The 24,651-nt window shown below is 36.1% G+C and carries 10 protein-coding genes; 8 read left to right on the forward strand and 2 right to left on the reverse strand.

Translation table 11 applies throughout. The annotated features are described in order from the left end of the window. Positions 1-19: 19 nt before the first annotated feature. Entirely contained in the window at positions 20-2,098 is a 2,079-nt protein-coding gene (locus L0669_RS10585) for a fibronectin type III domain-containing protein (RefSeq protein WP_263763312.1), read from the reverse strand. Between the two features lies 1 nt (position 2,099). Next, entirely contained in the window at positions 2,100-6,803 is a 4,704-nt protein-coding gene (locus tag L0669_RS10590; protein ID WP_263763314.1) for a hypothetical protein, read from the reverse strand. A gap of 1,226 nt (positions 6,804-8,029) precedes the next feature. On the opposite strand from L0669_RS10590, the gene L0669_RS10595 reads away from it, so the two are divergent. The 8 genes from L0669_RS10595 (at position 8,030) to L0669_RS10630 (ending at position 24,460) form a co-directional block, all read left to right on the forward strand. Next, entirely contained in the window at positions 8,030-11,122 is a 3,093-nt protein-coding gene (locus L0669_RS10595; protein ID WP_263763315.1) for a SusC/RagA family TonB-linked outer membrane protein, read from the forward strand. An 11-nt stretch (positions 11,123-11,133) separates the two neighbouring features. Then, positions 11,134-13,074: a RagB/SusD family nutrient uptake outer membrane protein gene (locus L0669_RS10600; RefSeq protein ID WP_263763318.1), complete on the forward strand. Its 1,941-nt coding sequence runs from the start codon at positions 11,134-11,136 to the stop codon at positions 13,072-13,074. Positions 13,075-13,222: 148 nt separating this feature from the next. After that, positions 13,223-14,938 (forward strand): glycoside hydrolase family 43 protein, encoded by a 1,716-nt coding sequence (locus L0669_RS10605; protein WP_263763321.1) that lies wholly within the window; start codon positions 13,223-13,225, stop codon positions 14,936-14,938. Positions 14,939-15,282: 344 nt separating this feature from the next. After that, positions 15,283-16,527 carry an SGNH/GDSL hydrolase family protein gene (locus L0669_RS10610; protein WP_263763323.1) on the forward strand — a complete coding sequence of 415 codons (1,245 nt, stop codon included), beginning with the start codon at positions 15,283-15,285 and terminating at the stop codon, positions 16,525-16,527. Between the two features lie 98 nt (positions 16,528-16,625). Next, entirely contained in the window at positions 16,626-18,248 is a 1,623-nt protein-coding gene (locus L0669_RS10615; protein WP_263763325.1) for a sialate O-acetylesterase, read from the forward strand. Positions 18,249-18,261: 13 nt separating this feature from the next. Next, a complete protein-coding gene (locus L0669_RS10620) occupies positions 18,262-19,818 on the forward strand; it encodes a glycoside hydrolase family 43 protein (RefSeq protein ID WP_263763327.1) in 1,557 nt (518 codons plus the stop codon). Positions 19,819-19,861: 43 nt separating this feature from the next. Further along, the gene (xyl3A, locus tag L0669_RS10625) at positions 19,862-22,456 is read left to right on the forward strand and encodes a xylan 1,4-beta-xylosidase (RefSeq protein ID WP_263763329.1); all 2,595 of its coding nucleotides are present in this window, start codon (positions 19,862-19,864) and stop codon (positions 22,454-22,456) included. A gap of 60 nt (positions 22,457-22,516) precedes the next feature. Continuing rightward, positions 22,517-24,460 (forward strand): glycoside hydrolase family 97 protein, encoded by a 1,944-nt coding sequence (locus L0669_RS10630; protein ID WP_263763331.1) that lies wholly within the window; start codon positions 22,517-22,519, stop codon positions 24,458-24,460. Positions 24,461-24,651 lie beyond the last annotated feature (191 nt).

Below are 24,651 nucleotides of genomic sequence, written 5' to 3' on the forward strand. Positions count from 1 at the left end.
GGTATAAAAAAAGTTATGATTAGAATTTTACCGTAAAAAATACCATTTTAGACATTCTTCCATCGATAAATAAAGCTCTTATAGCGTATTTGTAATTCGTGTTGATAGTAATAGTGGGATCAGATAATTTTCGGGTTTGCCCGGAAACCATTTGCATTAATTGTAAAGGTTCATTCGCTGTGGCTTTATAAATCTCAAAACTATCTACTTCCGGAACTTTATATTCCCATGATAAATCAATAGTATTGGCCGATACATTCGCTTGTGCGTAAAATCCTTTCACAGCTGGCATTACAGAAGCCTTTGGAACAAAAAAAGCAACTTGTGGACTTGGGTTAGAAACTAAATTGCTTTCATCTTTGGCATATATAGCATAGCGGTATTTACTTCCTTCGGCTATATTCTCATCTTTATAAGTTTCTTTTTTGTCTTTAATGTCGGCAATCAGCTGCCAGTCGCCTTGTTCATTTTCTTTGCGATAGAGCTGATGCGAAACGGCATCTTCACTCTGGCTATTGATCCAGTCAAGATATACAGCGCCATCTTTTATCTCATAATTCGTAAATATTGGCGAAGAAGGAGGAATGACATCCGGTTTTTTAATAATTAATACATCAGATGACACAGACATATTATAATGCGTATCTACTGCAATAATTTTATAATACACTTTACTGTTCAGGCTTTTAATTACTACAGTATCCTGATACTTATTGTCTTCAAGAGGATTTACCGTTATCTGGCTCATTTCCTCGTCTGGGTTGTTTCCTTTATAAATTCTGTATCCTAACAAATCGCTTTCTTTATTAAGATCCCAGGTTAGTTTTACTACTCCAAGAGAATCAATTACCCCTTTTAAATTTATTGGTTTTGCCGGAGGTATAGAATCTACAGGCTGTACTAACATGGGGAAAGATGTTCTGTTACTGCCTTGTTTGCCTATTGCAGTTATTGTAAAATAATTGGTCGAGGCTAATTTGTTGTAAACAACAGTTCTGCTTTTTGGAGCAATATTTTTTACTACAGGCAGGTATTTTCCATCGTCCGTATCAGAACGATTAAGTTCAAATCCCGTAATTTCAGAATTCCCTTCTTCGGCAAATTCCCAGGTTAATGTTACTGTTTTATCGTCTTTAAAATTCTTTACAGTAAGATGAGGTACAAACTGCAATATTGATTTTCCTTTACCCGAAATAATTTCAGAGTACGGACCTAATTCTCCAAAAGCCGAAATTCCCTGAATTCGATAACTATAAAGCTGATTATTGGCAATAGAATCAACATAAAAAATACGACTGTTATTTTCGTTTTGCTGATTCATACTCGTGTAAGGCTCCTTATTAATTCTTTCGAAATGCAGTTTATCCTGAGAACGTTCTATATAATAACTTCCGTAAGCGTGTGCCAATATTTTAAAATTCCAGCTTAACATTGTGCTTTTATCTGTAAAATGAGCTGTAAAGTCCATCGGTTTGGGTAAATCCTGATAATCGCTTAATCCCACAAACACACCTCCATATTTTATTTCAGATTCTTCTTTAGGTACATTCGAAGAAATTCGATAAATATATTTCTCATTTTTTTGAGCTGTTTTATCTTCAAAACCTAAAGCGGCTTTTTTAGCGATTTCAAAATCTTTATCAGCAGCAAACAATGCAAATGTAAAACGCTGTTCATTTTCCTCAGATAAATTAACAATCGATTCTAATTGGTTTACACCGGTTACATTAAAACTTTCACCATAAAGAGCCTGCGCAATAATAGCGGCATTATCATTTTGTTCGATAACTTTTTCCCAATTTTCAATGGGTTCCGGTTTTAAAGTTTGTGCTAATACTTTTTTTTCCGGACTTGCTAATGTCGTATTATTACGCGTTACAGTATAACGTTCTACCAGATATCCATATTTGTTCAGTTTTTTCCAGGCCAGGGCGTCGCCTGGTCCCCAACGCAGTAAAATTTTATCCTTTTGTACACGTACTATGACCTGTATGGCAGATTCTTTTTTTATTACCTCTTTCTCTTTTCCGTTGTTGGTTTGTGAATACGTAATATTTAACCCTAAAAAAAGAAATGCTATTATATAGTGAAGCTTCATGCTAATTTGATTTGTTGAATGTAAAAATTGAACCAGAACTTGCTCCCGGTTGTCCGCCAGGAAGAGTGTAGTTTAATTTAATATTATAGGTTCCGTCCGGAATCATAGGGAACTGCGAATTGATGATATAATTATATCTCTGAGCCATTGACGGATTATGAGAATCTACATACTTGCTGACGATTTTATATTGAATGTCAACAAAATCAGTTTTATAATAGTAAGGCAGATTGTATCGATAAGGTAATCTGTCTTTTAAATACGGACTGCTTGGATTGTTGATTAAAAAGTCCTGATACCAGGTCAGTAATTCAATACCTCGTACCGGAGGAAGACCTATTGTTGAGACATCTCTGCTCAATGTAAAGTCAGCTTCTAACGGATATCCCTGATAAACTAATGGATAGATTTTATTTTTATAATAAGTATCATCCAAAGCAGCTTCAACACTTATTAAAGGCTTGTATTGTGTCATTGCACCACCTACAATTTCAAGTTCATCAAACGGTTCTGATGAATTGTTTTCAGCATGAAGCGCATGAACATCGGTATAGATGATTTCGATATACGTGTTTTTAGGCCTTTTGGCAACCATCTTTTCCTGAAATGATTTGTATTGACTCGTGTTGAAATTGTATTGTAATAATTCAACCGCATCTCCGCCAGTAGCAATCCCTTTTAGTTCATTACTCTTTAATTCAATACTATTATCATTTTCCAAATTTTGCGTCTGATAGTTTTCGGTTAAGTTGCTATTGGCGTCTTTTTTGGTTTCTAAAGTCATTAATGATAAATTATAAGGCTTTGTGGTTTCTAAAACCGGCAAATCAATAATTACCTTTTTCAAATCGGTATTGTATCGAATAGAGCTGTTAACCGTTTTGTTTCCGGTTTTATAAAAAGCTTTCTGAGATTGTTCAGGTTTTAAGTCAAATAAGTACGCTTGTCCTTGTTTTAAGACAACGTATGCTTCTTTAGTTTCATTTTGGTAAACATATTTCTGATCAAAAACAGGATAGCAATAAGCAATATTTTTTACAGGAATATTGTTAGGAGCAGGTCCTGTACTAAAATTTCTTACTTCAGTTTCCATCGCAATTTGTCCCTGATCATAAATTGTTTTCCATGCACCATTTAGAAATTCCTGAAAACTCACCTTTACAGTCAGAGTTAGATCTGAATTTTGAGGCAGTACTTCGGTAGAATTAAAACTCAGTAAGTCAGCAGTTTTATTCCAGCTTGATGTGCCCACTACAGGAACATCGCCCTTTTTAATTGTATATTCTTCAAGTTTAAGTCGGTACGTTTTGGTGCCGTTATCATCTTCAAGAGTAAAGTTTTTATCTACAGGCATATTAAATCCAACCTGTGGAATGGCAAAAACATCTACATCTTTCGTTCCGTTTGAAGGCGTTATGTCTGCAATAGATCTTAATCCTGCCAAAGGATCAGCATTGATAAATTCACACTCTTTTCCAAACTGTAATTTAAATCTAAAGCTCCCTTTTATTGCACCGCCAAGAATGCTAAAATTACCCGCCATATAACCGCGAATCCATACCGGATTTGGTAATTTGGCCTGTAGTAAAACAGCGCCTCCTCCTTTTATAATGGATATTTTTTTGCGTACAAAAAGTAATTTTATATTAATACCAAGTTCACCCTGCATGTAGGCATAAGATTGGCCGTTAGCATACCATCCATTTATACCAATCTGGCCCGAACCTTTACATTGCGCTTCACCGTAATCCTTCACCATTATATCAAATCCAAAACCAGCCTGAAAATTAGCATAGAACATTAAAAAGTTTAAGTTTCCGGTTTTAATGCTAAAATCAGAGCCAAACGCAAATCCTTTTCCTCCAGCAATGGCATTTTCATTACGCATATAATCTAACTTCGAAGCATCTACACCTAATAATTGAGCTACGATCGAAGGCGGAGGGGGGCTTGCAGGAATGTCGTCTCCTAACATAAAATATCCACCCGCTTCTACTTCTATAGATCCTATCGCCATTTTTAGACCTAAACGATCCGTTGGCGTTCCCATACGAATGTACCATTTGTCAGGACCAAAATGCAAGACAGCCCATCCGGCTCTGTTGCCCGATGCACGACCTTTTATAAAACCTCCGGGAGTATCAATGTACAAGTCAAAAGAACCATGTAAAGTTTTAGCTCTAAAATCATATTCTATAGCCGCAAATGCATTAATTCCCATAGAACTTTTTACATCATTTGGATAGAGCTGTTCAGCAGCTTTTGATAAATCAGAAGTTTTTAATGCTTCAAGAGCCACTTTAGAAAGCAGGGATTCATTTTCAGCCACTGCTTTTAAAGCACCAGTTAGTTCTGCTGCGCCGGGAATTTCAAAAGACTGCATAACATGACCTTCACCATAAATACTAATTCTGTTAATTCCCGAGTTATTATTAAATGCTATTTCGAAACCGGCCCCTCCCCAAAAGGCATCAGCAGTAGCAGTTCCGGCAAATTTTATCATCGCTTTAACCCCAAGGGCAGTATCGGCATCCGGAACATAATTAGAACCCGAAGCCACAAACCTGTTGCTATAACCGTCTTTTTTCATTCGGTAATAAGCACCACCGCCAAAACCTTTAAAAGTAATTGCTCCGGCCGGTATATTTAGATTGTCGACCATGGCATCAACATACCAGTACCTAAAAGTCGTTGAGCCAAAAATAGCATTTGCCTCTACAGATATTCCTCCCGTAAAATCCGCCCCAAGCATTCCTTTAAATCCATTACCATAAACAGGATCATTATCCATTAAAGTAATGCTGCCTTTAAATTTTACTCCGCCTAAATCAGCGGCAATCTTAATTTCTTCAAATTTCAGATGATCAAATTTCCATTTCTGAATTCCCTGATCTTTTGCAAATTTTCCAACGATATTAAATTTAGTTCTTCCGTTAAATTGATCCTTCATCAAATTAACCGATATGTCTATTTTTAAAGAAGCCGAAACATCATCTGCAATGATCGCAATCTCATGAATTGTAATAGGGAAGTTAGAAACCTTAGAAGATTCGGGATCAGCTTCGGCGGTATTTTTATAACCAAAATAATCCGCTTTAAAATACGGTACGACCGTTTGCAACTGAAGATTTTGAAACGTTATCCCTTTAAAAGCAACAGCCTCTTTTTTGTCTGTTCCTTCCGGGGCATTTGGTTCAGATGCATCCGGAGTTGGCTTATTGCTTCCGCTTATGGCAAGGCTTCCGTAAAGTACCGCCTTAGGCAGAAAAATGCCATCTTTTACTTTTAGCTCTACGTATGAATTTTTTTCGATTTTGGCATTCGCCTTAAATACCTGAAAACAAATGTCATTCGTTACCTCTGCTTTTAAAAGATATTCATTATCCAGAGGGTTAATTATTGCTTTGTAACCCAGTTCGCTTCTTGTATTAGGCTTACATTGTTTTGATGGATCAGAGACCGGTAAAACAATACCTCCGTCAAATCTGGCGTAGGTAAGCGAATTTGCCCTGAATCCCATTTCGATATGATTTACAGAAAATTGCCAGCCCGAAGCGCTTCCTTTTCCTAAATCCAAAATATTGTCAGCTGCGAAATTACCCGAAACCCCCACACGGTCTATCAGCAAATTAGTCGCCTGAAATTTTATTCGGTTATTCGTTCCTTTTTCCTTAAACTGTTCAGGTAAAACAATTTTTAAAGAGTTTACATATAATCCTCTCCATAAATTTTCATTTCCCGGAACTAAATAATCTTTTTGATAATCCTTTGGCCAGACAATATCAGGAGAATTATGAAGATCACTAAAATCGATAACAGCTTTATTTAATTCAAAGCAGGTTCCTTCATAATCTGCCAGTTGAAAAGCAGGTAATGTTATCTCTGCTAAAATATCATTCCAGTTCGATACTTTTGTTTTAAAAGAAGCTTCAACTCTTTTAGGCGATTTAATTACTTCATATTTCTCATCAACAGGCTCTAACAGATTTCTTGAAAATACAACATCGGCCTGAATTCCAAGTTCTTTAAATCCGCTACAATCGATGGTAACATAGGTCTTGTCTGTAATTATGCCGGTTTGCATATTCAGTCCGCCTTTTAAAACCAGCAATAAATTTTCACCATTTATCTTTATAGGAACATCTCCTAACAATACCAGATTGGTATCTCCAACAAGACCGCCCTTATGAGATAGTTTGATATTTTTGGCGCCAAAAAACAATTCTTTCGCTTTTCCGGTAGAATCAAATTGCGGAAGCGTGATTTTTACAAATGCAGTTAGTTCTGTGTATTGCGGCGTAAATTTGGCACTGCTTATACCAAGGATGTATTGAATTCCTCCAATTGTTTTTGATACTCCCAAAGGCAGCATCGAAAGTTTTTTTGGCTCTAATAAATCAGTAAGATTATTATTTTTTTTGATTTCCTCAAAAGTAGCCATCGCAGTATTTAAGTCATCACTCGTTTCCTGACTTACCGGATAATTTTGGGTAAGAAAGAAGTTTGTGAACTCGCTTCGTGCATTTTTTTTGGCTGAAAAATGAGTTATATTTTCTGATTCTTTTTCAGGAAGAACCTTCAGTAGGGGAGTATTTCTTTTTAAACCAATAATAGTATCATTGTTATGAGCAAAACTAACGCTGCTAACAAAAAATAAAAGAAAAAACGATAAATAAGAAGAAAAATTTGGGGTAGTTTTTTTCAAATTTGGAACTGTTAAATTTAGTATTAGAACATATAATTGGTTTAACCTAAAAGATTAAAAATCGGTCAAATATAAGATAAATTTAACAGGAAAAAATAGTTGCTATAAGAGTTTTCGTTAAAAGTATAAATGTTTGTCTTTTTTGATTGTAATATTTTGGGTTTTAACGATTAAATTATGTTAAAAAATGTATTTTTGATATGAAAACGTTACATATTTTCATTGTCCGATTAAAATTATTAAGAAATCATTAAATATTTTTTTAGCCCTATAATCTATTACTGGGATATGTGTACGCCATTTTGATCTTTTATAAGTGTGAATAAAACGTTTTAAAAATGTAGTCGTGAGAATTGGCCTTAAAACCCTTGTGTTTTAAGGAAAGTGCTTTGTTTAAGTTTTTATTAACACTAAAAAAGACATGCTTTTTTGACTCCTAAATCAGCAAAGTTCACTGTTTAATTCTCATTTTTTTTTCTGATTTAAAAAGTATTCGTAATGGAACGTTTTTATAGCAAAACAGACTTTTTTTAGAAAGATTTAAAAAATTCATCTACTATTTTCTTGCGATTAAACTCATTTTTAATACAAGAACAGAATATCTTTTTTTCTTTTAAAGATTCCACTAAAACAATAAAATCAAAAGAAGCAATAGATAATTATTGATAGCTATAAAACGTTAGCATTATAATAAGGAGTATGGCAGCTAATATCTATATAATATTATATAAAGTTTTTAGATTAGATAAGACATCAAAAAACAAATACCATCTATTTTTCAAAAAGACTGATAATTTCTGTGTAAGTCATTTAAAAAATTAACAACCGATTGTTTAAAATCATTTTTTGCGCTTTTTTCGCTTAAAAATATTTCAATTTTCTGCTATTATTTATCGCTTTTGCATTCAAAAACCTAGTATTTAACATTATTTTTACTTCATTTTTTTTGAATTGTGCTAAATCTTTAATCTTTTATTCTTTTGTTAACTTTTGTAAAAAATCATTTTATAATTAATAACAATCAATCTCTTCTGAAATAGTTTTTTGATAAAAATTCAATTTTTTAATTATAAAACTAACTTTTACATTTTTTTTAAAGCTATTTTTTTTGTAATTATCAATAAAAATCAACACAACCGATTGTGTATTATTTGTTTTTCTATATATTTGTTTGAAATACACTTATTAACTAAACCAAAGTTCTAACTTAATTTAAATCAATTTTTATGACTAACTTTTTTGTTACAAGTAAGCAAAAGCGTTTCAAATGCTTTTGTTTTTTGATGTTAATGTTTGCGTTTTCCTATCATGTGAATGCGCAGACAATAGTTACAGGTATGGTCTCAGATGCAAATGGGCCAATTCCTGGGGCGAATGTAAATTTAAAAGGTACAAAAAATGGAGTAAGCACCAGTTTTGATGGTAATTATTCTATTAGTGTTCCTGCAAACGGTATTCTTGTTTTTAGTTTCATAGGTTTAAAAAGCAAAGAAGTTGCTGTAAACGGACAAAAGACGCTGAATGTTACACTTGAAGAAGATTTGAGTACATTAAAAGAAGTTGTTGTTATTGGTTATGGTACTCAAATGAAAGAGTCTGTAACGGGATCAGTAGCTTCTATAGGAGGTAAAGAATTAAATGAAGTTCCTGCTGCAAACGTAACACAGGCTTTGCAAGGCAGACTTCCTGGGGTAGAATTAACGCAAACATCATCAAAACCGGGTGCTGCTATGCAAATTCGTATAAGAGGAACCAGATCTCTTACAGGAAGTAATGATCCTTTGATTGTACTGGATGGAGTACCGTTTGCCGGTTCGATAGGAGATATTAATCCGGTGGATATAAAATCGGTTGATATCTTAAAAGATGCCTCTGCAACTGCTATTTATGGTTCGCGAGGAGCAAACGGGGTAATCATGATCACCACTAATAAAGGACGAAAAAATCAAACTGCTACTTTTAGCTATAATGGCTTCAGCGGTATCAAACAAGTTTTTGGCAGATACCCAATGATGAACGGGGCTAAGTTTGCAGCACTTCGTGATTATGCAGGATTATATGTAGACGGAGTAGATGAAAAAAGAACGACTAATATAGACTGGCAGGATTCGCTTTACGGAGCGGGTGAAATGATCAGTCATGATGTTAGTGTTGCGGGCGGAACTGAAAAAGCTTCCTACAATGCAGGATTGGGTTATTACAAAGAAGAGTCGGTTCTTCCGGGACAAAAGTATGAGCGTTTTAGTCTTAGAGGAGGTTTAGATCAGCAAATTGGACAAGCGTTTCGCATTGGTTTTACGACCAATAGTAATTATGCTGTTACAAACGGAGACAACATTGGTACAGGAACTATTCTGGGAACTTCACCATTAGCTAATCCGTATAATGCTGACGGATCTTTAAAGAGAATAGTAAGTATGGCGGCTGATGATCAGTGGGTGTACAATAGAAAATCGATTAACAGTTTAGGCGATGCTTACGTAAATCAAAATAGAGCTTTTAGTTCTTATAATAACGTTTTTGCCGAATTAAAAATTCCAGGAGTAAAAGGTTTAAAATACCGTCTTAACACCGGACTTAATTTACGTACCTCAAATAACGGATATTACGAAGGACAAGGAGTTTTTGATGTAAATCCGGCTACTTTATCGAATGCATCAATAAGTAATGCTTTGTCAACACAATGGCTTATCGAAAACCTGTTAACCTACGACAGAACATTTGCAGAAAAACATACCATAAACTTTGTCGGACTTTATTCAAACGAACAATATACAGGAAACAGCTCTCAGGTTTCAAGAAACGGAATTACTTCGGATGCATTTCAGTTTTATAATTTAGGACAAAGTGAAGAAGAAGCTGTTATTAATCCGGCAAATCAGGATTATACACAATGGGGACTTCGTTCTTATATGGCGAGATTGATGTATTCGTATGACAACAAATATTTCATTTCAGGAACCATAAGATCTGACGGATCTTCAAGATTATCCGACGGAAATAAATGGGTAACGTATCCAGCGGTTTCTGCAGGTTGGAACGTTTCAAACGAATCATTTATGAAAGGCATCAAAGAAACGGTTAATCTGGTAAAACTACGTGTAGGTTATGGAGAAACTTCTAATCAGGCAGTTGCACCTTATGCCACTTTGGGAGCTTTAAGCACAAGACCTTACAATTTTGGAAGCACCAATTCTACAGGGGTTTATGTAACAGAATTACCAAACCCGAATTTAGGATGGGAGTTTTCTACGACTTGGAATTATGCCTTAGATTTTGGTTTGTTTAATAACCGTTTAACAGGTACTGTAGAATATTACAATACACAAACAAAAGATCTTTTACAAAGAGTTGGTTTGCCTGCAACATCGGGAGTAAGCGGATATGTGGCCAACGTAGGAGCAACAGAAAACAAAGGATATGAAATATCTTTAAACGGAGTAATTCTTGACAATCCTGACGGATTAAGCTGGACTGTTGGATTTAACCTTTATGCTAATAAAAACAAATTGGTTTCTCTTGCTTCAGGAGCTGAAAGAGACGAATCAAACTCTTGGTTTGTAGGGCGTAATATTAATTCAATTTATGATTATGAAAAAGTTGGAATCTGGCAGGAAGGTGATCCTTATATGTCAATTTTAGAACCTGGACCAACAGGTATTAACCAACAAGGAACCGTTGTAGGATCAATTAAAGTAAAATATACAGGAGATTATAAAGCCGACGGAACACCAACAAGAGCGATAAATGCAAGCGACAGACAAATTATAGAAACAGATCCTGATTTTCAGGGAGGTTTCAACACAAACTTAACGTATAAAGGATTTGATTTTTCATTAGTTGGAGCTTTCAAAAGTGGAGGTGTTTTAATAAGCACACTTTATGGCGGTGCAAGTTATCTTAACTTAATGAACGGCCGAAGAAGTAATGTTGATGTAGATTACTGGACGCCGGATAACAGAGATGCTGAATTCCCAAACCCAAGAGGTATTAGAAGTGGAGACAATCCAAAATACATTTCGACAATGGGTTACTTTGATGCTTCTTACTTAAAAATCAGAGCACTTACACTTGGGTATTCAATAGATAAGCGTTTTGTTAAAGATTTAGGTATAGACAAACTAAGACTTTATGTTACGGCACAAAATCCATTTGTATTTTTCTCGCCTTATCATAAAGCATCTGGGATGGATCCGGAAACAAATTCATTTGGAGATGAAAATCAGGCAGTAGCCTCGTACCAAAGAAGATTTTTGGTTATTGGTACTAACACGCCCAGCACCCGAAACTTTTTATTTGGACTTAACTTAACATTTTAATCAAAGAAGCTATGAAACGATATATTTTTAGAAATTTAATAATAGGTTCAGCAGTTTTATTTTCCTTTTCCAGCTGTACGGATATCTTAGAAGAAAAACCGCATGATTTTTATGAACCGGGTTATTTTAAAACAGAACAAGGAGTAATACAAGGATTAACATCTCATTACGCCCACCTTCGTTATATTTACGGACAAGCCTACTTTTATAATGCCACTCAAACCGGTACAGATGAGGCGACTTACGCTCAAAGTGCAGATGGAAATTTTAAAGATCATGATTTATCAGGAGTTGGGGTAATTAACCCAAACTCAAGTCGTTCGGATGTTTTATGGAACAATTCATACAATGATATCAATACGGCCAGCGGTATAATTGAAAACGGAGCTGAGGTAGGCGTTTCAAGCAGTCTTATTGCCGAGTCTAAATTTTTCAGAGCTTTCGATTATTTCTTATTGGTACAAACATTTGGAGGTGTGCCTTTAGATTTAGGAGCCGGAGAATTAAAATTCAACAGCAAACCTTCAAGATCTTCTAAGCGTAATACCGTTCCTGAAGTGTATACAAAAGCTGTTTTTCCGGACTTAAAAGCAGCGGTGAGCGAATTGCCAACTGCACCACGATTAACAGGAACAGCAACCAAAACATTAGCCCGTTTAATATTAGCAAAAGCGTATTTAACCTATGCATGGTGGCTAGAAAACCCTAATAATATTGCAACTTATCCAGAAGCTCCACGAACAGATCCTGACGGACACAATGCACAATGGTATTTTCAGGAAGCCTATAATTTGGCAGTTGAAGGAATAAATAACCCGGGAGCTTATGGCTTATTAGATTCTTTTTATGATGTAAATGCAGGCGCAAGCGACAGAAACAAAGAAGTAATGCTTTACGCAGATCACACAGAATCAAGCGAATATTATAACGGAGGAAGTCTTACTTACGGAAGCGGTGGTGCACCGGATAATTTTGCCGGATGGATGGTAACCTGGAATTATACTGCTTTAAGAAGTAAAAATGGAGCAGCCGCAGTTTCTTCAGTACAACGTGAAGCCAATCAGTTTTTAGGACGTCCGTGGACAAGAATGGTGCCTCCAATCGAAGTATTCACCAAAACTTTTGCAGACAAAACAAATGATTCAAGATACGACGGAACTTTTGCAGCAGTTTATCGCGGTAACTGGAATTTGCAGGGAACCGGACTTACAACTGTAGCAACGCTTACCAACGCAAACGGACTAACCATTAAACCTGGTGATGCAGTATTAACATTTTTAAACGATGAACCAGCAACACCAATTACTTATCCTTCAGGACAAGGAGACAGCGGTGTAGGAGCAGGAGTGCTTCCGGGAAGAGCAGATTATGTAATTTCTCCTAACGGAATAAGCAGAATTGTATATCCGGGCTTTTGGAAGTTAGGTCCATATCGTACTGATAATGCAGGCGGATTAGGACAGCCAAATGCAGCAAGCACAAGACCATTTCCTGTAGCAAAATTCTCTGAATTGTATCTTGTAGCCGCAGAAGCCGCTGTAAAAGGTGCAACCGGATCTCTAAGCGCAAGAACACTTGTAAATGTAATAAGAGCCAGAGCAGGAAAATGGCGTTGGGATAATAATGGAAACGTAGCAAAAGCAGCAGATAACAGCGCAGCCATGACAACTGCTACTCCTGCAATAATTGATATTAATTACATCCTGGCAGAACGTTCACGTGAATTCTTCGGAGAAGGATATCGTTGGTATGATTTAGTGAGAACACAAAAATGGAATGAAATTGCCGGAAAATATTCAATAGGAGGATCTAATTACGGACAGCATACACCAGAGGTTGTAACCAGAATTATTGATGCGCATCATTACCTGCGACCAATTCCGCAAGGTCAGTTGGATGGTATGGAAATGAGTGCAAGTGAAAAAGCGGCCTATCAAAATCCGGGTTATTAATTTTTAACTTTTTTAGCAAATTAAGAACATACTTATAAGAGTTGATTTTACAGTTACTTTATAATGGTTTGAGTTTGTTAGCTAGAAGCCGGGGGGCATTTCTCTCGGCTTTTTAATATTTTTTTTGAATAAGTAAATAGTATAAAAAATGATGAAAAGAAATATAGTTTTTTTACTGGCAGTATCACTTTTGTGTTGTTACACAAGTACTGCTCAGAAAAAAAAGCAATCTAAAAACACAGCAGTTTTTTCAAATGTCATTTACAACGGAGATGATCAGATTTATAAAAACAATCCTTTAAAACCGGATGAGTTTTACACACCAATTTTACAAGGATGTTATCCTGATCCTGCCATTACAAAAAAAGGCGACGATTATTATATGGTGTGTTCGTCATTTGCAATGTTTCCTGGCGTGCCTATTTTTCACTCTAAAGATCTGGTGAACTGGACAGATTTAGGAGGAGTTTTAAATAATGTATCCGAATTTAATCCGCATGATACAGGCATTAGTGCCGGTGTATATGCACCCGGTATTACTTATAATCCGCATAATGATACCTTTTATATGATTGTTACGGCATTTTCAGGCGGTCTCGGAAACATTATCGTAAAAACAAAAGATCCTATGAAAGGATGGGGAAGTCCAATAAAATTAGATTTTGGCGGCATTGATCCTTCTATCTTTTTTGATGAAAATGGTAAAGGTTATATCGTTCATAATGACGCACCCGATAAAGGAAAAGAATTGTACGAAGGACACCGTGTAATAAAAATTTGGGAATACGATCTCAATACAGACAAAGTAATTCCCGGTACAGATAAAATCATTGTAGACGGAGGCGTAGATCTTTCTAAAAAACCGATTTGGATTGAAGCTCCGCATTTATATAAAAAAAACGGAAAATATTATTTAATGTGTGCCGAAGGTGGAACTGGAGGCAATCACAGCGAAGTTGTTTTTAGCAGTGATAATCCAAAAGGACCATTTAAACCATCATCCAATAATCCTATTCTTACCCAGCGTTATTTTCCAAAAGACAGAGCCAACAAAGTAGATTGGGCAGGTCACGCAGATCTAATTCAGGGACCTGATAATAAATATTATGGAGTCTTTTTAGGCATTCGTCCTAACGAAAAAGACCGAGTAAACATTGGTAGAGAAACTTTTATATTGCCTGTAGACTGGACTGGTGAATTCCCTGTTTTCGAAAACGGATTAGTCCCGATGCAGCCAAAATTAAAAATGCCCGCCGGAGTTACCAATAAAACAGGAAAAGAAGGTTTCTTCCCTAACGGAAATTTCACTTTTACCGAAAATTTCACCTCTAAAAAATTAGATTACAGATGGATTGGTCTGAGAGGACCTCGTGAAAACTTCAGTACATTAAGTAAAAAAGGCTTAGAAATCACACCATTTGAAGTAAACATAAAAGAAGTCAAGCCTACTTCAACACTTTTTTACAGACAGCAGCACAATACATTTTCTTTTACCGCAACAGTAGATTTCAAACCACAGTCAGAAAAAGATTTGGCAGGAATTGTATGTCTTCAGAATGAGCGTTTTAATTATGTATTTGGAATCACAAAAAAAGGAAATGAGACTTTTATTGTATTAGAAAGAACCGAAAAAGGACAGTCAAAAATTATAGCAAGTTCAAATGTTAAAATAACAAATTCATTACGTCTACAGGTAAAAGCCGCAGGAGATAATTATGAATTTAATTATGCTGCCAATGGTGTTGATTTTCAGATCTTAGGAGAAATTGTTTCAGGAGATATACTTTCTACAAATGCTGCCGGAGGTTTTACAGGAGCATTGGTAGGTTTGTATGCTACTGCTGCAAATGATGCTCGTCCTTAAATTAAGAATTAAGTTGGTTTTTAATTTGAATTAAATCTATGTGTTTTAAATCAAAGCCACAGATTTTAAGAAAGTGTTTTAGGACTTTAATGAAGAGTTGTTAGCTTAAAAAGAATCTACTTGAAAAACTTTGTGACTCTGTGTCTTTGCGAGATTAATCATAAAGTTTCGTTCTCTCAACAGCGAGAAATTTGCACGCAAAGACGCGAAGTCGCAAAGTTTTTTTAACTAACAGTTTAAGGATTAAAAAGATTATAAAATAAAATCTGCTTAATCTGCGAGAAAAATAACTGAGATAGATTTAATTAAAAAAAGACAAAAATATATTTATAATCTATAATAAAATGAATGTAAAAATAAAGTCTCTTAAATGGCTGGTACTTTTAAATCTGCTGCTTTTAATGACAGGATGCACTACTAATAAAGCATCCCTTAAAACAGCAGATAAAAAAGAGGTTCAAAATTTTACAGGCACCTGGGCAACCGCTCAAATGCTTGTAGAACCCCATAATATGGCTCCTGCACCCGGATTGGCGCAAAATACACTTCGTCAGATTATTAAAGTATCATTGGGCGGTAAACAAGTTAGACTTCGATTTTCTAATTTGTTTAGCGATCAGCCTACAGTTCTGAAATCAGTAAGTATTGCAAATGTTATTGAGGCTCCAACGGTCGATGCAAAAACGCAGAAAACACTAAGTTTTAAAGGAAACCCACAAATAATTTTGGCACCCAATGAAGAGGTTTTTTCAGATGTTCTTGATTTTGAATTAAAACCCGGACAGCTTTTGGCTATTACCATTCATTACGGAGAAGTTTCCTCAACAGTTTCAGGACATCCCGGTTCCCGTACAACGTCTTATATTTTAGAAGGAGATCAGATGCAAAACGAATCTTTTTCAGGAGCAGTAAAAACAGATCATTGGTATTCTATTATGGGAGTTGATATTATTGCCGGTAAAAAGGAGAGCAATGTAGTTTGTTTAGGGAATTCAATCATTGACGGGCGAGGATCAGGAACGAACAAACAAAATCGATGGACAGATATTTTAGCAGCACGATTAAACGCCAATAAAAATACAGCACATATAGGAGTTTTAAACTTAGGAATTGGAGGAAATTGTGTCGTAAAAGGAGGTTTAGGACCAACCGCTTTAAACCGTTTCGACACAGATGTACTTTCTCAAAAAGGAACCAAATGGCTTATTATTCTCGAAGGAATAAATGACATTGGAGGCATTCGAAAAGAAGAAGATGCCCTAATTACAGCAAAAGAAATTATTGAGGCTTATAAAATAATGATTGATAAAGCCCATGCAAAAGGAATAAAAGTGTTTGGAGCCACCATTTTACCATTCGAAAAATCTTTTTATGATGCTCCTTTTAAGCAACAGGCAAGAGATATTGTCAATCAATGGATTCGTACCAAAGGCAATTTTGATGCTGTAATCGATTTTGATAAAGAAATGGCTTCGGGCATTGGTTCTAAAACAATTTTGTCAGACATGCACGATGGCGATTTTTTACATCCAAATGAAAAAGGCTATCAAAGAATGGGAGAAGTTATTGATTTGGGTTTGTTTAAATAACTGTTTCCAGGATTATAATTTTTAAGTACAAATTTTAATTAAAGTATAAAATGAAATCAATAATCAGGTTTTCAATATTCACAATTCTTTTTTTAACAATGCAGAAAGGATATTCTCAGGATTCCGATTTTCATATTTATTTGAGTTTAGGACAATCCAATATGGAAGGTTATGCTAAAATAGAACCACAGGACAAAACTGATGTTAATCCGCGTTTTCAGGTTTTAGCAGCAATAAATTGCCTTGAATTGGGACGTGAAATGGGAAAATGGTATACCGCAATACCACCTTTGTGCAGATGTACCACCGGGCTCACACCAATGGATTATTTTGGAAGAACCATGATTGCAAATCTTCCCGAAAAAGTAAAAGTAGGGATTCTGAATGTGGCTGTTGGAGGTTGTAAAATCGAGCTTTTTGATAAAAATAAATTCGAAAGTTATGTAGTAGATTCTCCCGATTGGTTAAAAAACATCGTAAAACAATACGATGGAAATCCATATGGGAGATTGGTAGAAATGGCTAAAATTGCCCAGAAAAAAGGAGTGATAAAAGGCATTTTATTGCATCAGGGAGAATCGAATACAGGCGATACGCTTTGGCCTCAAAAAGTAAAAATAGTATATGATAATTTAATAAAAGACCTCGATCTCGATCCTAAAAAAGTACCGTTACTTTCCGGAGAAACCGTAAACGAAGATCAGAACGGTAAATGTGACAGCATGAATAAAATAATTGCAACATTGCCTCAGGTAATTCCCAATTCTTATGTTATTTCTTCAAAAGGATGTAAAGCTGAACCTGATTTTTTGCATTTCAACACTGATGGTTACAGAGAATTAGGCCGACGTTATGCTGAGAAAATGTTATCATTATCAGGTTACGCTTTATCTAATGGCAAAGAACCTTTTATTGTTCAGGCACCTCTTGGATTTGATGTACTTAACCCCGATACAAAAGCAGGAAAAATTGAAACCATAACTTACGAATCAAAGACGGTAGGTTCAGTTAGAAAAGCCACTGTTTATACCCCTCCTGGATTCAATAAAAAGAAAAAATATCCCGTTCTATATCTTTTACACGGAATTGGCGGCGACGAAAAAGAATGGTTAAACGGAGGAAATCCGCAGATTATCTTAGACAATCTTTACGCCGAAGGAAAAATAGAACCCATGATTGTTGTAATGCCGAATGGAAGGGCAATGAAAGATGACAGCGCTTCCAGAAATATAATGGCTCCGGATAAAGTACAGGCTTTCAGTATTTTTGAACAGGATCTTTTAAAAGATTTAATTCCGTTTATTCAAAAAAAATATCCCGTTATAAAAGACAGAGAACATCGCGCAATTGCCGGATTATCTATGGGAGGCGGACAATCCTTGAATTTCGGATTAGGGAATTTAGATCAATTTGCCTGGGTTGGAGCATTTTCGGCAGCGCCAAATACTAAAGCGCCAAATGAATTACTTCCAAATCCGGAAGAAGCAAAAAAGAAACTCAAACTACTTTGGATTTCATGCGGCGATAAAGACTGGCTTATAGAAAACAGCGCCCGAACACACGATTACTTATCCAAAAATAATGTGCCTCATATTTATTATATCGAACCTGGCGTGCATGATTTTAAAGTTTGGAAAAATGGTTTGTACATGTTCTCACAGTTTTTATTTAAACCAGTCGATCAGTCAAAATTTGCAGCGTATACTGTTTTAGGTAATTAAAGAAAATAACCCCATGAAAGCACTTTGTAACCTATTAGCGATTTTTCTAATCCTTACCGGAACTAATGCTCAGGATAAAAAAGCACAAAACCCTGTGATTTTTGCCGACGTTCCCGATTTGTCCATCATTAGAGTGGGGAGTGATTATTATATGAGCAGTACCACAATGCACATGAGTCCGGGAGTTCCAATCATGAAATCAAAAGATTTGATCAATTGGAAAATAATAAGCTATGCCTCTAATACTCTGGGAAATTCAGACGAACTGAACCTGGATAATGGCAAAAATAATTACGGTCGGGGTTCCTGGGCAAGTAATATTAGATATCATAACAATACTTTTTATGTAACCACTTTTGCCCAAACCACCGGAAAAACCTATGTATATACCACAAAAAATATAGAAAAAGGCCCGTGGAAAGAAATCAGTTTTAGTCCTGCCTATCATGATCACAGCATCTTGTTTGATGATGATGGCAAGGTTTATATGGTGTACGGAAACGGTAAACTTTTTATCAAAGAATTACAGCCTGATTTATCAGGAATAAAAGAAAACGGATTAGATCAGGTTTTAATCGAAAATGCCAATAGTCCGGTAGGAAATGCCATTATGCTTGGCGCAGAAGGCTCTCAGTTGTATAAAATAAAAGGCAAATATTACCTCTTTAATATTGTCTGGCCAAAAGACGGAATGCGCACTGTGCTTATTCACAGAGCCGATAAAATTACAGGTCCGTGGGAAGGAAAAATTGCTCTTCAGGATTTAGGAGTGGCACAAGGAGGTTTAATTGATACTCCTGACGGAAAATGGTTTTCGTACCTCTTTCGCGATTATGGTGGCATAGGGCGAATTCCGTATTTTGTTCCGGTAAAATGGGAAGACGGCTGGCCTGTTTTGGGCGAAAATAGCAAAGTACCTCAATATTTGGATTTACCTCAAAGTAAAGGATTAATGCCCGGAATTGTAAACTCTGATGATTTTGACAGAAAAAAAGCAGACTTGGATTTGCCCTTAGTCTGGCAATGGAATCACAATCCGGAGAATTCATTTTGGTCTGTTAAAGAAAGAAAAGGTTATTTAAGATTAAAGACCGCTTCGATCACAAACACTTTTACCCAGGCTAAAAATACACTTACCCAAAGAACCTTTGGTCCTGAAAGTTCAGCAACCACGCTGCTGGAAATTTCTAAAATGAAAGAAGGCGATTTTGCGGGACTTTCTTTACTTCAAAAAGATTTTGGTCTGATAGGCATAAAAGCCGAAAACGGATCTAAAAAAATTGTCATGATTGAAACGATAAATGGCAATTCAAAAGAAATTCAAAGTGTTCCCTTCACCGGAAATAAAATTTATTTTAAAGCAACATGCAATTTTAAAGACAAAGCCGATTTAGGCCAATTTTACTATAGTCTCAACGGAAAAGAATGGATTAGTATCGGAAACGAAATAAAACTGCCCTATACACTTCCTCATTTTATGGGCTATAGATTTGGTCTTTTTAATTATGCCGAAAAAGATTTAGGAGGTTATGTCGATTTTGATTATTTCCATCTTGACGATAAAAATTAAACAATTAACGAAGCGTAAAATCTTTCATTCAAAAGAAAAAAACATGAAAAATAATTATCTGTATCTTTTAAGTTTGCTGTTTTTTTTCAATTTAAACGCACAACAATATCCTTATAAAGATCCGTCGCTTAGTTCTAAAAAGCGCGCCGAAGATTTAATTTCCCGATTGACCCTCGAAGAAAAAGCGGCCTTAATGTGCGATCAAAGTGATGCAATACCCAGATTGGGAATCAAAAAGTTCAATTGGTGGAGCGAAGCTTTGCACGGTTATGCCAATAATGATAATGTTACTGTTTTTCCTGAACCCATAGGTATGGCAGCTTCTTTTGATGATCAGTTGGTTTTTCGTGTCTTTGATGCAGTTTCAGATGAAGGTCGAGCCAAATACAATCAATGGATCCAAAACGGCAATGAAAACAAACGTTTTTTAAGTCTTTCAGTCTGGACACCCAACGTAAATATTTTTAGAGATCCACGCTGGGGACGCGGACAGGAAACCTATGGCGAAGATCCTTATCTAACGTCAAGAATGGGAGTTTCCGTTGTAAAAGGACTTCAGGGACCTGCTGATGCAAAATACCGAAAGCTTTTGGCCTGTGCCAAACATTTTGCTGTGCACTCCGGTCCTGAATGGAGCAGGCACGAACTCAATTTAAATAATGTAAACCCTCGCGAATTATACGAAACCTATCTTCCCGCATTTAAAGCATTGGTGCAGGAAGCCGATGTACGTCAGGTAATGTGTGCCTATCAGCGTTTAGACGACGAGCCTTGTTGTAGCAATACCCGATTATTACAGCGAATTCTTCGTGATGAGTGGGGATTTCAATATCTGGTAGTGTCAGATTGCGGCGCCGTTACCGATTTTTATACCACACATAAAGTTTCATCAGATGAGGTACATGCAGCATCAAAAGCCGTATTGGCAGGAACGGATGTAGAATGTGTCTGGGACAAATATCCGTTTAAAAAATTACCCGAAGCCGTTGAGAAAGATTTAATAAAAGAAGAAGAAATCAATAAAAGTCTGCTTCGCGTTTTAATCGGTCGTTTTGATTTGGGCGAAATGGACGACGACTCTATTGTGCCCTGGGCTCAAATTCCGGCAACTGTGCTTAACAGTAAAGAACATCAGCAATTGGCATTAGAAATGGCACAAAAGTCAATGACGCTTTTGCAAAATAAAAACAATATACTTCCATTAAATAAAACCATAAATAAAGTAGCAGTTATAGGTCCCAACGCAGATAATGAACCAATGTTATGGGGAAATTATAACGGAACACCCAACAAAACCATTACCATTAAAAAAGGAATTGAAGCAAAACTTACTGAAAATAAAGTCCTCTATGATAAATCTTGTGATCTGGTCGAAGACAAAGTAACGGACACTTATTTTGATCAATTTTCATTTGAAGGAAAAAAAGGAATGAAAGCCACTTATTGGAACAATCCCGACAGAGAAGGGAAAAGTATTGTTTCGCAGCAAATTTCAAACCCTATAAAAATGACCACGGCAGGTCAGCATGAATTTGCTTCGGGAGTTAAACTCGAAGGATTTTCAGCCAAATACGAAACAGAATTTACAGCAAAAGAAAATGATACACTTGTATTTAAAACCGGAGCAACCGGCGCTTTCGAATTGTTAGTCGATGGTAAATCGATCGCAAAATATACCAACTGGCGTACCGTTCCGGGTAAAATCCCGTTTGCAGTTCAGGCAGGAAAAAAATATCAAATCGAAATTCTTTTTGCCCAGTCGAACAATTGGCAGGCAAATCTTGAATTTGATTTCGGAAAAGAATTTGATATTGATTTCAAAGCCTTAATTCAAAAATTAAAAGGCATTGACACCGTAATTTTTGCCGGCGGACTTTCGACTTTATTAGAAGGCGAAGAAATGCCTATTTCGTATCCTGGTTTCAAAGGCGGTGACAGAACCAATATTGAACTTCCTGCCGTGCAGAGAAAATGTTTAAAAGAACTTAAAGCAGCAGGAAAAAAAGTAATTTTTGTAAACTGTTCAGGATCTGCAATCGCGCTAACGCCTGAAACTCAAAGCTGCGATGCTATTTTGCAAGCCTGGTATCCGGGAGAATCAGGTGGTCAGGCTGTTGCCGATGTTCTTTTTGGAGATTATAATCCTGCCGGAAAACTGCCTATTTCATTTTATAAGAACTCAGATAAATTAGGCGATTTTGAAGATTATTCCCTTAAAGGACGCACATATCGTTATACCACAGATGTTTTGTTTCCGTTTGGATTTGGTTTAAGTTATTCTAAATTCGATATTTTAGCAGGAAATATCACTAAGAATAAGATCAAATCGAATGAAGATACCGAATTGAAATTTTCAATAAAAAACACCAGCAAACGCGACGGAACAGAAATTGTTCAGGTCTATGTTCGTAAATTAAATGATGCAGACGGACCGTTAAAAACATTAAAAGCGTTTAAACGAATAGCATTAAAAGCAGGCAAAAAGCAAAATGTAACGATCAATTTACCACCTTCTTCATTTGAATTTTATGATGCGAAAATCAGAGCAATGAATATCGCTTCGGGAGAATACGAAGTGTATTATGGCAACAGTTCTGATGCTAAAGATTTAAAAGTGGTTAAAGTGGTTGTTCAGTAAACAAAAGAATGTTTCCTAAATTTATTTACCAATAAAAAAGTAATTAATATACAGTGAATTATGAGTTTTAAATATGTTTTATGTTTATGTCTGTTTAGTCTTTTAAACCTGAACGCACAATCAATTGTAAAAAGCCCTGACGGAAAACTTAAGCTGTCTCTTTTTGTTACCAATGGGCAGCCTTTTTATAGCCTTTCCTATAACGAAAAAACGTTTTTAGAAAAATCTCCATTAGGTTTAAAAACCAATGTGGAGGATTTTACAACAGGATTGGTTTTAAAATCCGATCCCGTTCAAAATAAAATCGACGAAAAATACCAGCTTCCCAATATCAAAAACAGTAATGTACATTATGAAGCAAACGAAGCCATTTTTTCTTTCACTAAAGAAAATAAAGCAGCTATCGACATCATATTCAGGGTAAGCGATAACAATGTAGCTTTCAAATATAAAGTGTATCCGCAAAAAGAAAGCCGTTCCTGCGTGGTACAGGAAGAGGTTTCCGGTTTTCTTTTGCCGGAAGGCACCACTACATTTCTTTGTCCGCAAAGTAAACCAATGACAGGATTTGCCAGAACTGCGCCGAGTTATGAAACATCTTATACATTAGATGCACCTATGGAGAAAAACGGAATTGGCGAAGGCTATACATTTCCTTGTTTGTTTAAAATAAAGAACAATGGCTGGATTTTAATATCAGAAACAGGCGTAGACAGCGGTTATTGTGCCAGCAGATTAATCGGACACGAAAAAGGATTGTACAGTATTGGTTATCCTATGGCGGGAGAAAATAACGGAAACGGAACCACCGCTCCCGGCATACCGCTTATGGGAGAAACGCCCTGGAGAACTATTACGGTTGGCGAAACTTTGGCACCAATTGTAGAAACTACGATTCAGTTTGATTTGGTTAAACCAAAGTATGAAGCATCAAAACAATATCAATATACCAAAGGTTCGTGGAGCTGGATCATGAAAATGGATGACAATACGACCTTTCCGGTACAAAAACAATACATCGATTTTAGTGCTGCAATGGGATATGAAACCATTTTGGTTGATGCGCTTTGGGATACTCAGATCGGGAAAGATAAAATCGCCGAACTCGCTCGTTATGGCGCCGAAAAAGGTGTTGGTTTGTATTTGTGGTACAACTCAAACGGATATTGGAACGATGCACCACAAGGGCCAAGAGGCATGATGGACAATAGTATCATTCGCCGTAACGAAATGGCCTGGCTAAAAAGTATTGATGTAAAAGGGATTAAAGTAGATTTTTTTGGAGGAGACAAACAAATGACCATGAAGTTGTATGAAGACATCCTGAAAGACGCTAATGATTTTGGATTGATGGTTATTTTTCACGGCTGTACATTGCCAAGAGGCTGGGAGCGTATGTATCCAAATTTTGCTTCAAGCGAAGCAGTTCTGGCGAGCGAAAACCTGCATTTCGGACAAGCGAGCTGCGATAATGAAGCCACAAATGCTGCAACCCATACTTTTATTCGAAATACAGTAGGAAGCATGGATTTTGGCGGAAGTGCGCTAAACAAATTTTACAATAGCGAAAACACTACCAACAAAGGTTCAAAACGAATTACTTCGGATGTATTTGCTTTAGCTACGGCCGTACTTTTTCAAAGCGGCGTACAGCATTTTGCATTGGCACCAAACAATTTAACAGATGCTCCGGCCTGGGCTATAAATTTCATGAAAGAAGTTCCAACGACCTGGGATGAGGTTCGATTTTTAGAAGGATATCCGGGTAAATATGCCGTCTTGGCTCGTAGAAAGGGGACAAAATGGTATATCGCAGGCGTAAATGCTCAAAAAGAAACTTTGAGTCTTAAACTCAGACTCCCAATGCTGGTTTCCGGCGCATCATTAACCTGCTATTTTGATGATGAAAAATTAAACGGAAGAGTAAAAACGATCAAACATAAAAGCAATCAGGAAGTCGAAATAAAGATTCCTTCCAATGGAGGAATCTTACTGATCAATTAAACTCAATATGCGAATTGTAAACAGAAAACCTACAGGATAAAATCTGAGTTTTATGATTTGCGAAATTTTAAAAAAGAGCCTTCTGTAAAGAGGTATAATATAATTTGAAACTGGCTTTAATATATTTTTTAGAATGCTAAAAAATGTATTAGGCCTTTTAAGCTTAAAAAGAAACAGCCCCAGGAATGTGT

Origin of the sequence: Flavobacterium bizetiae (assembly GCF_024271895.1) — a bacterium.
Lineage (GTDB): Bacteria > Bacteroidota > Bacteroidia > Flavobacteriales > Flavobacteriaceae > Flavobacterium > Flavobacterium bizetiae.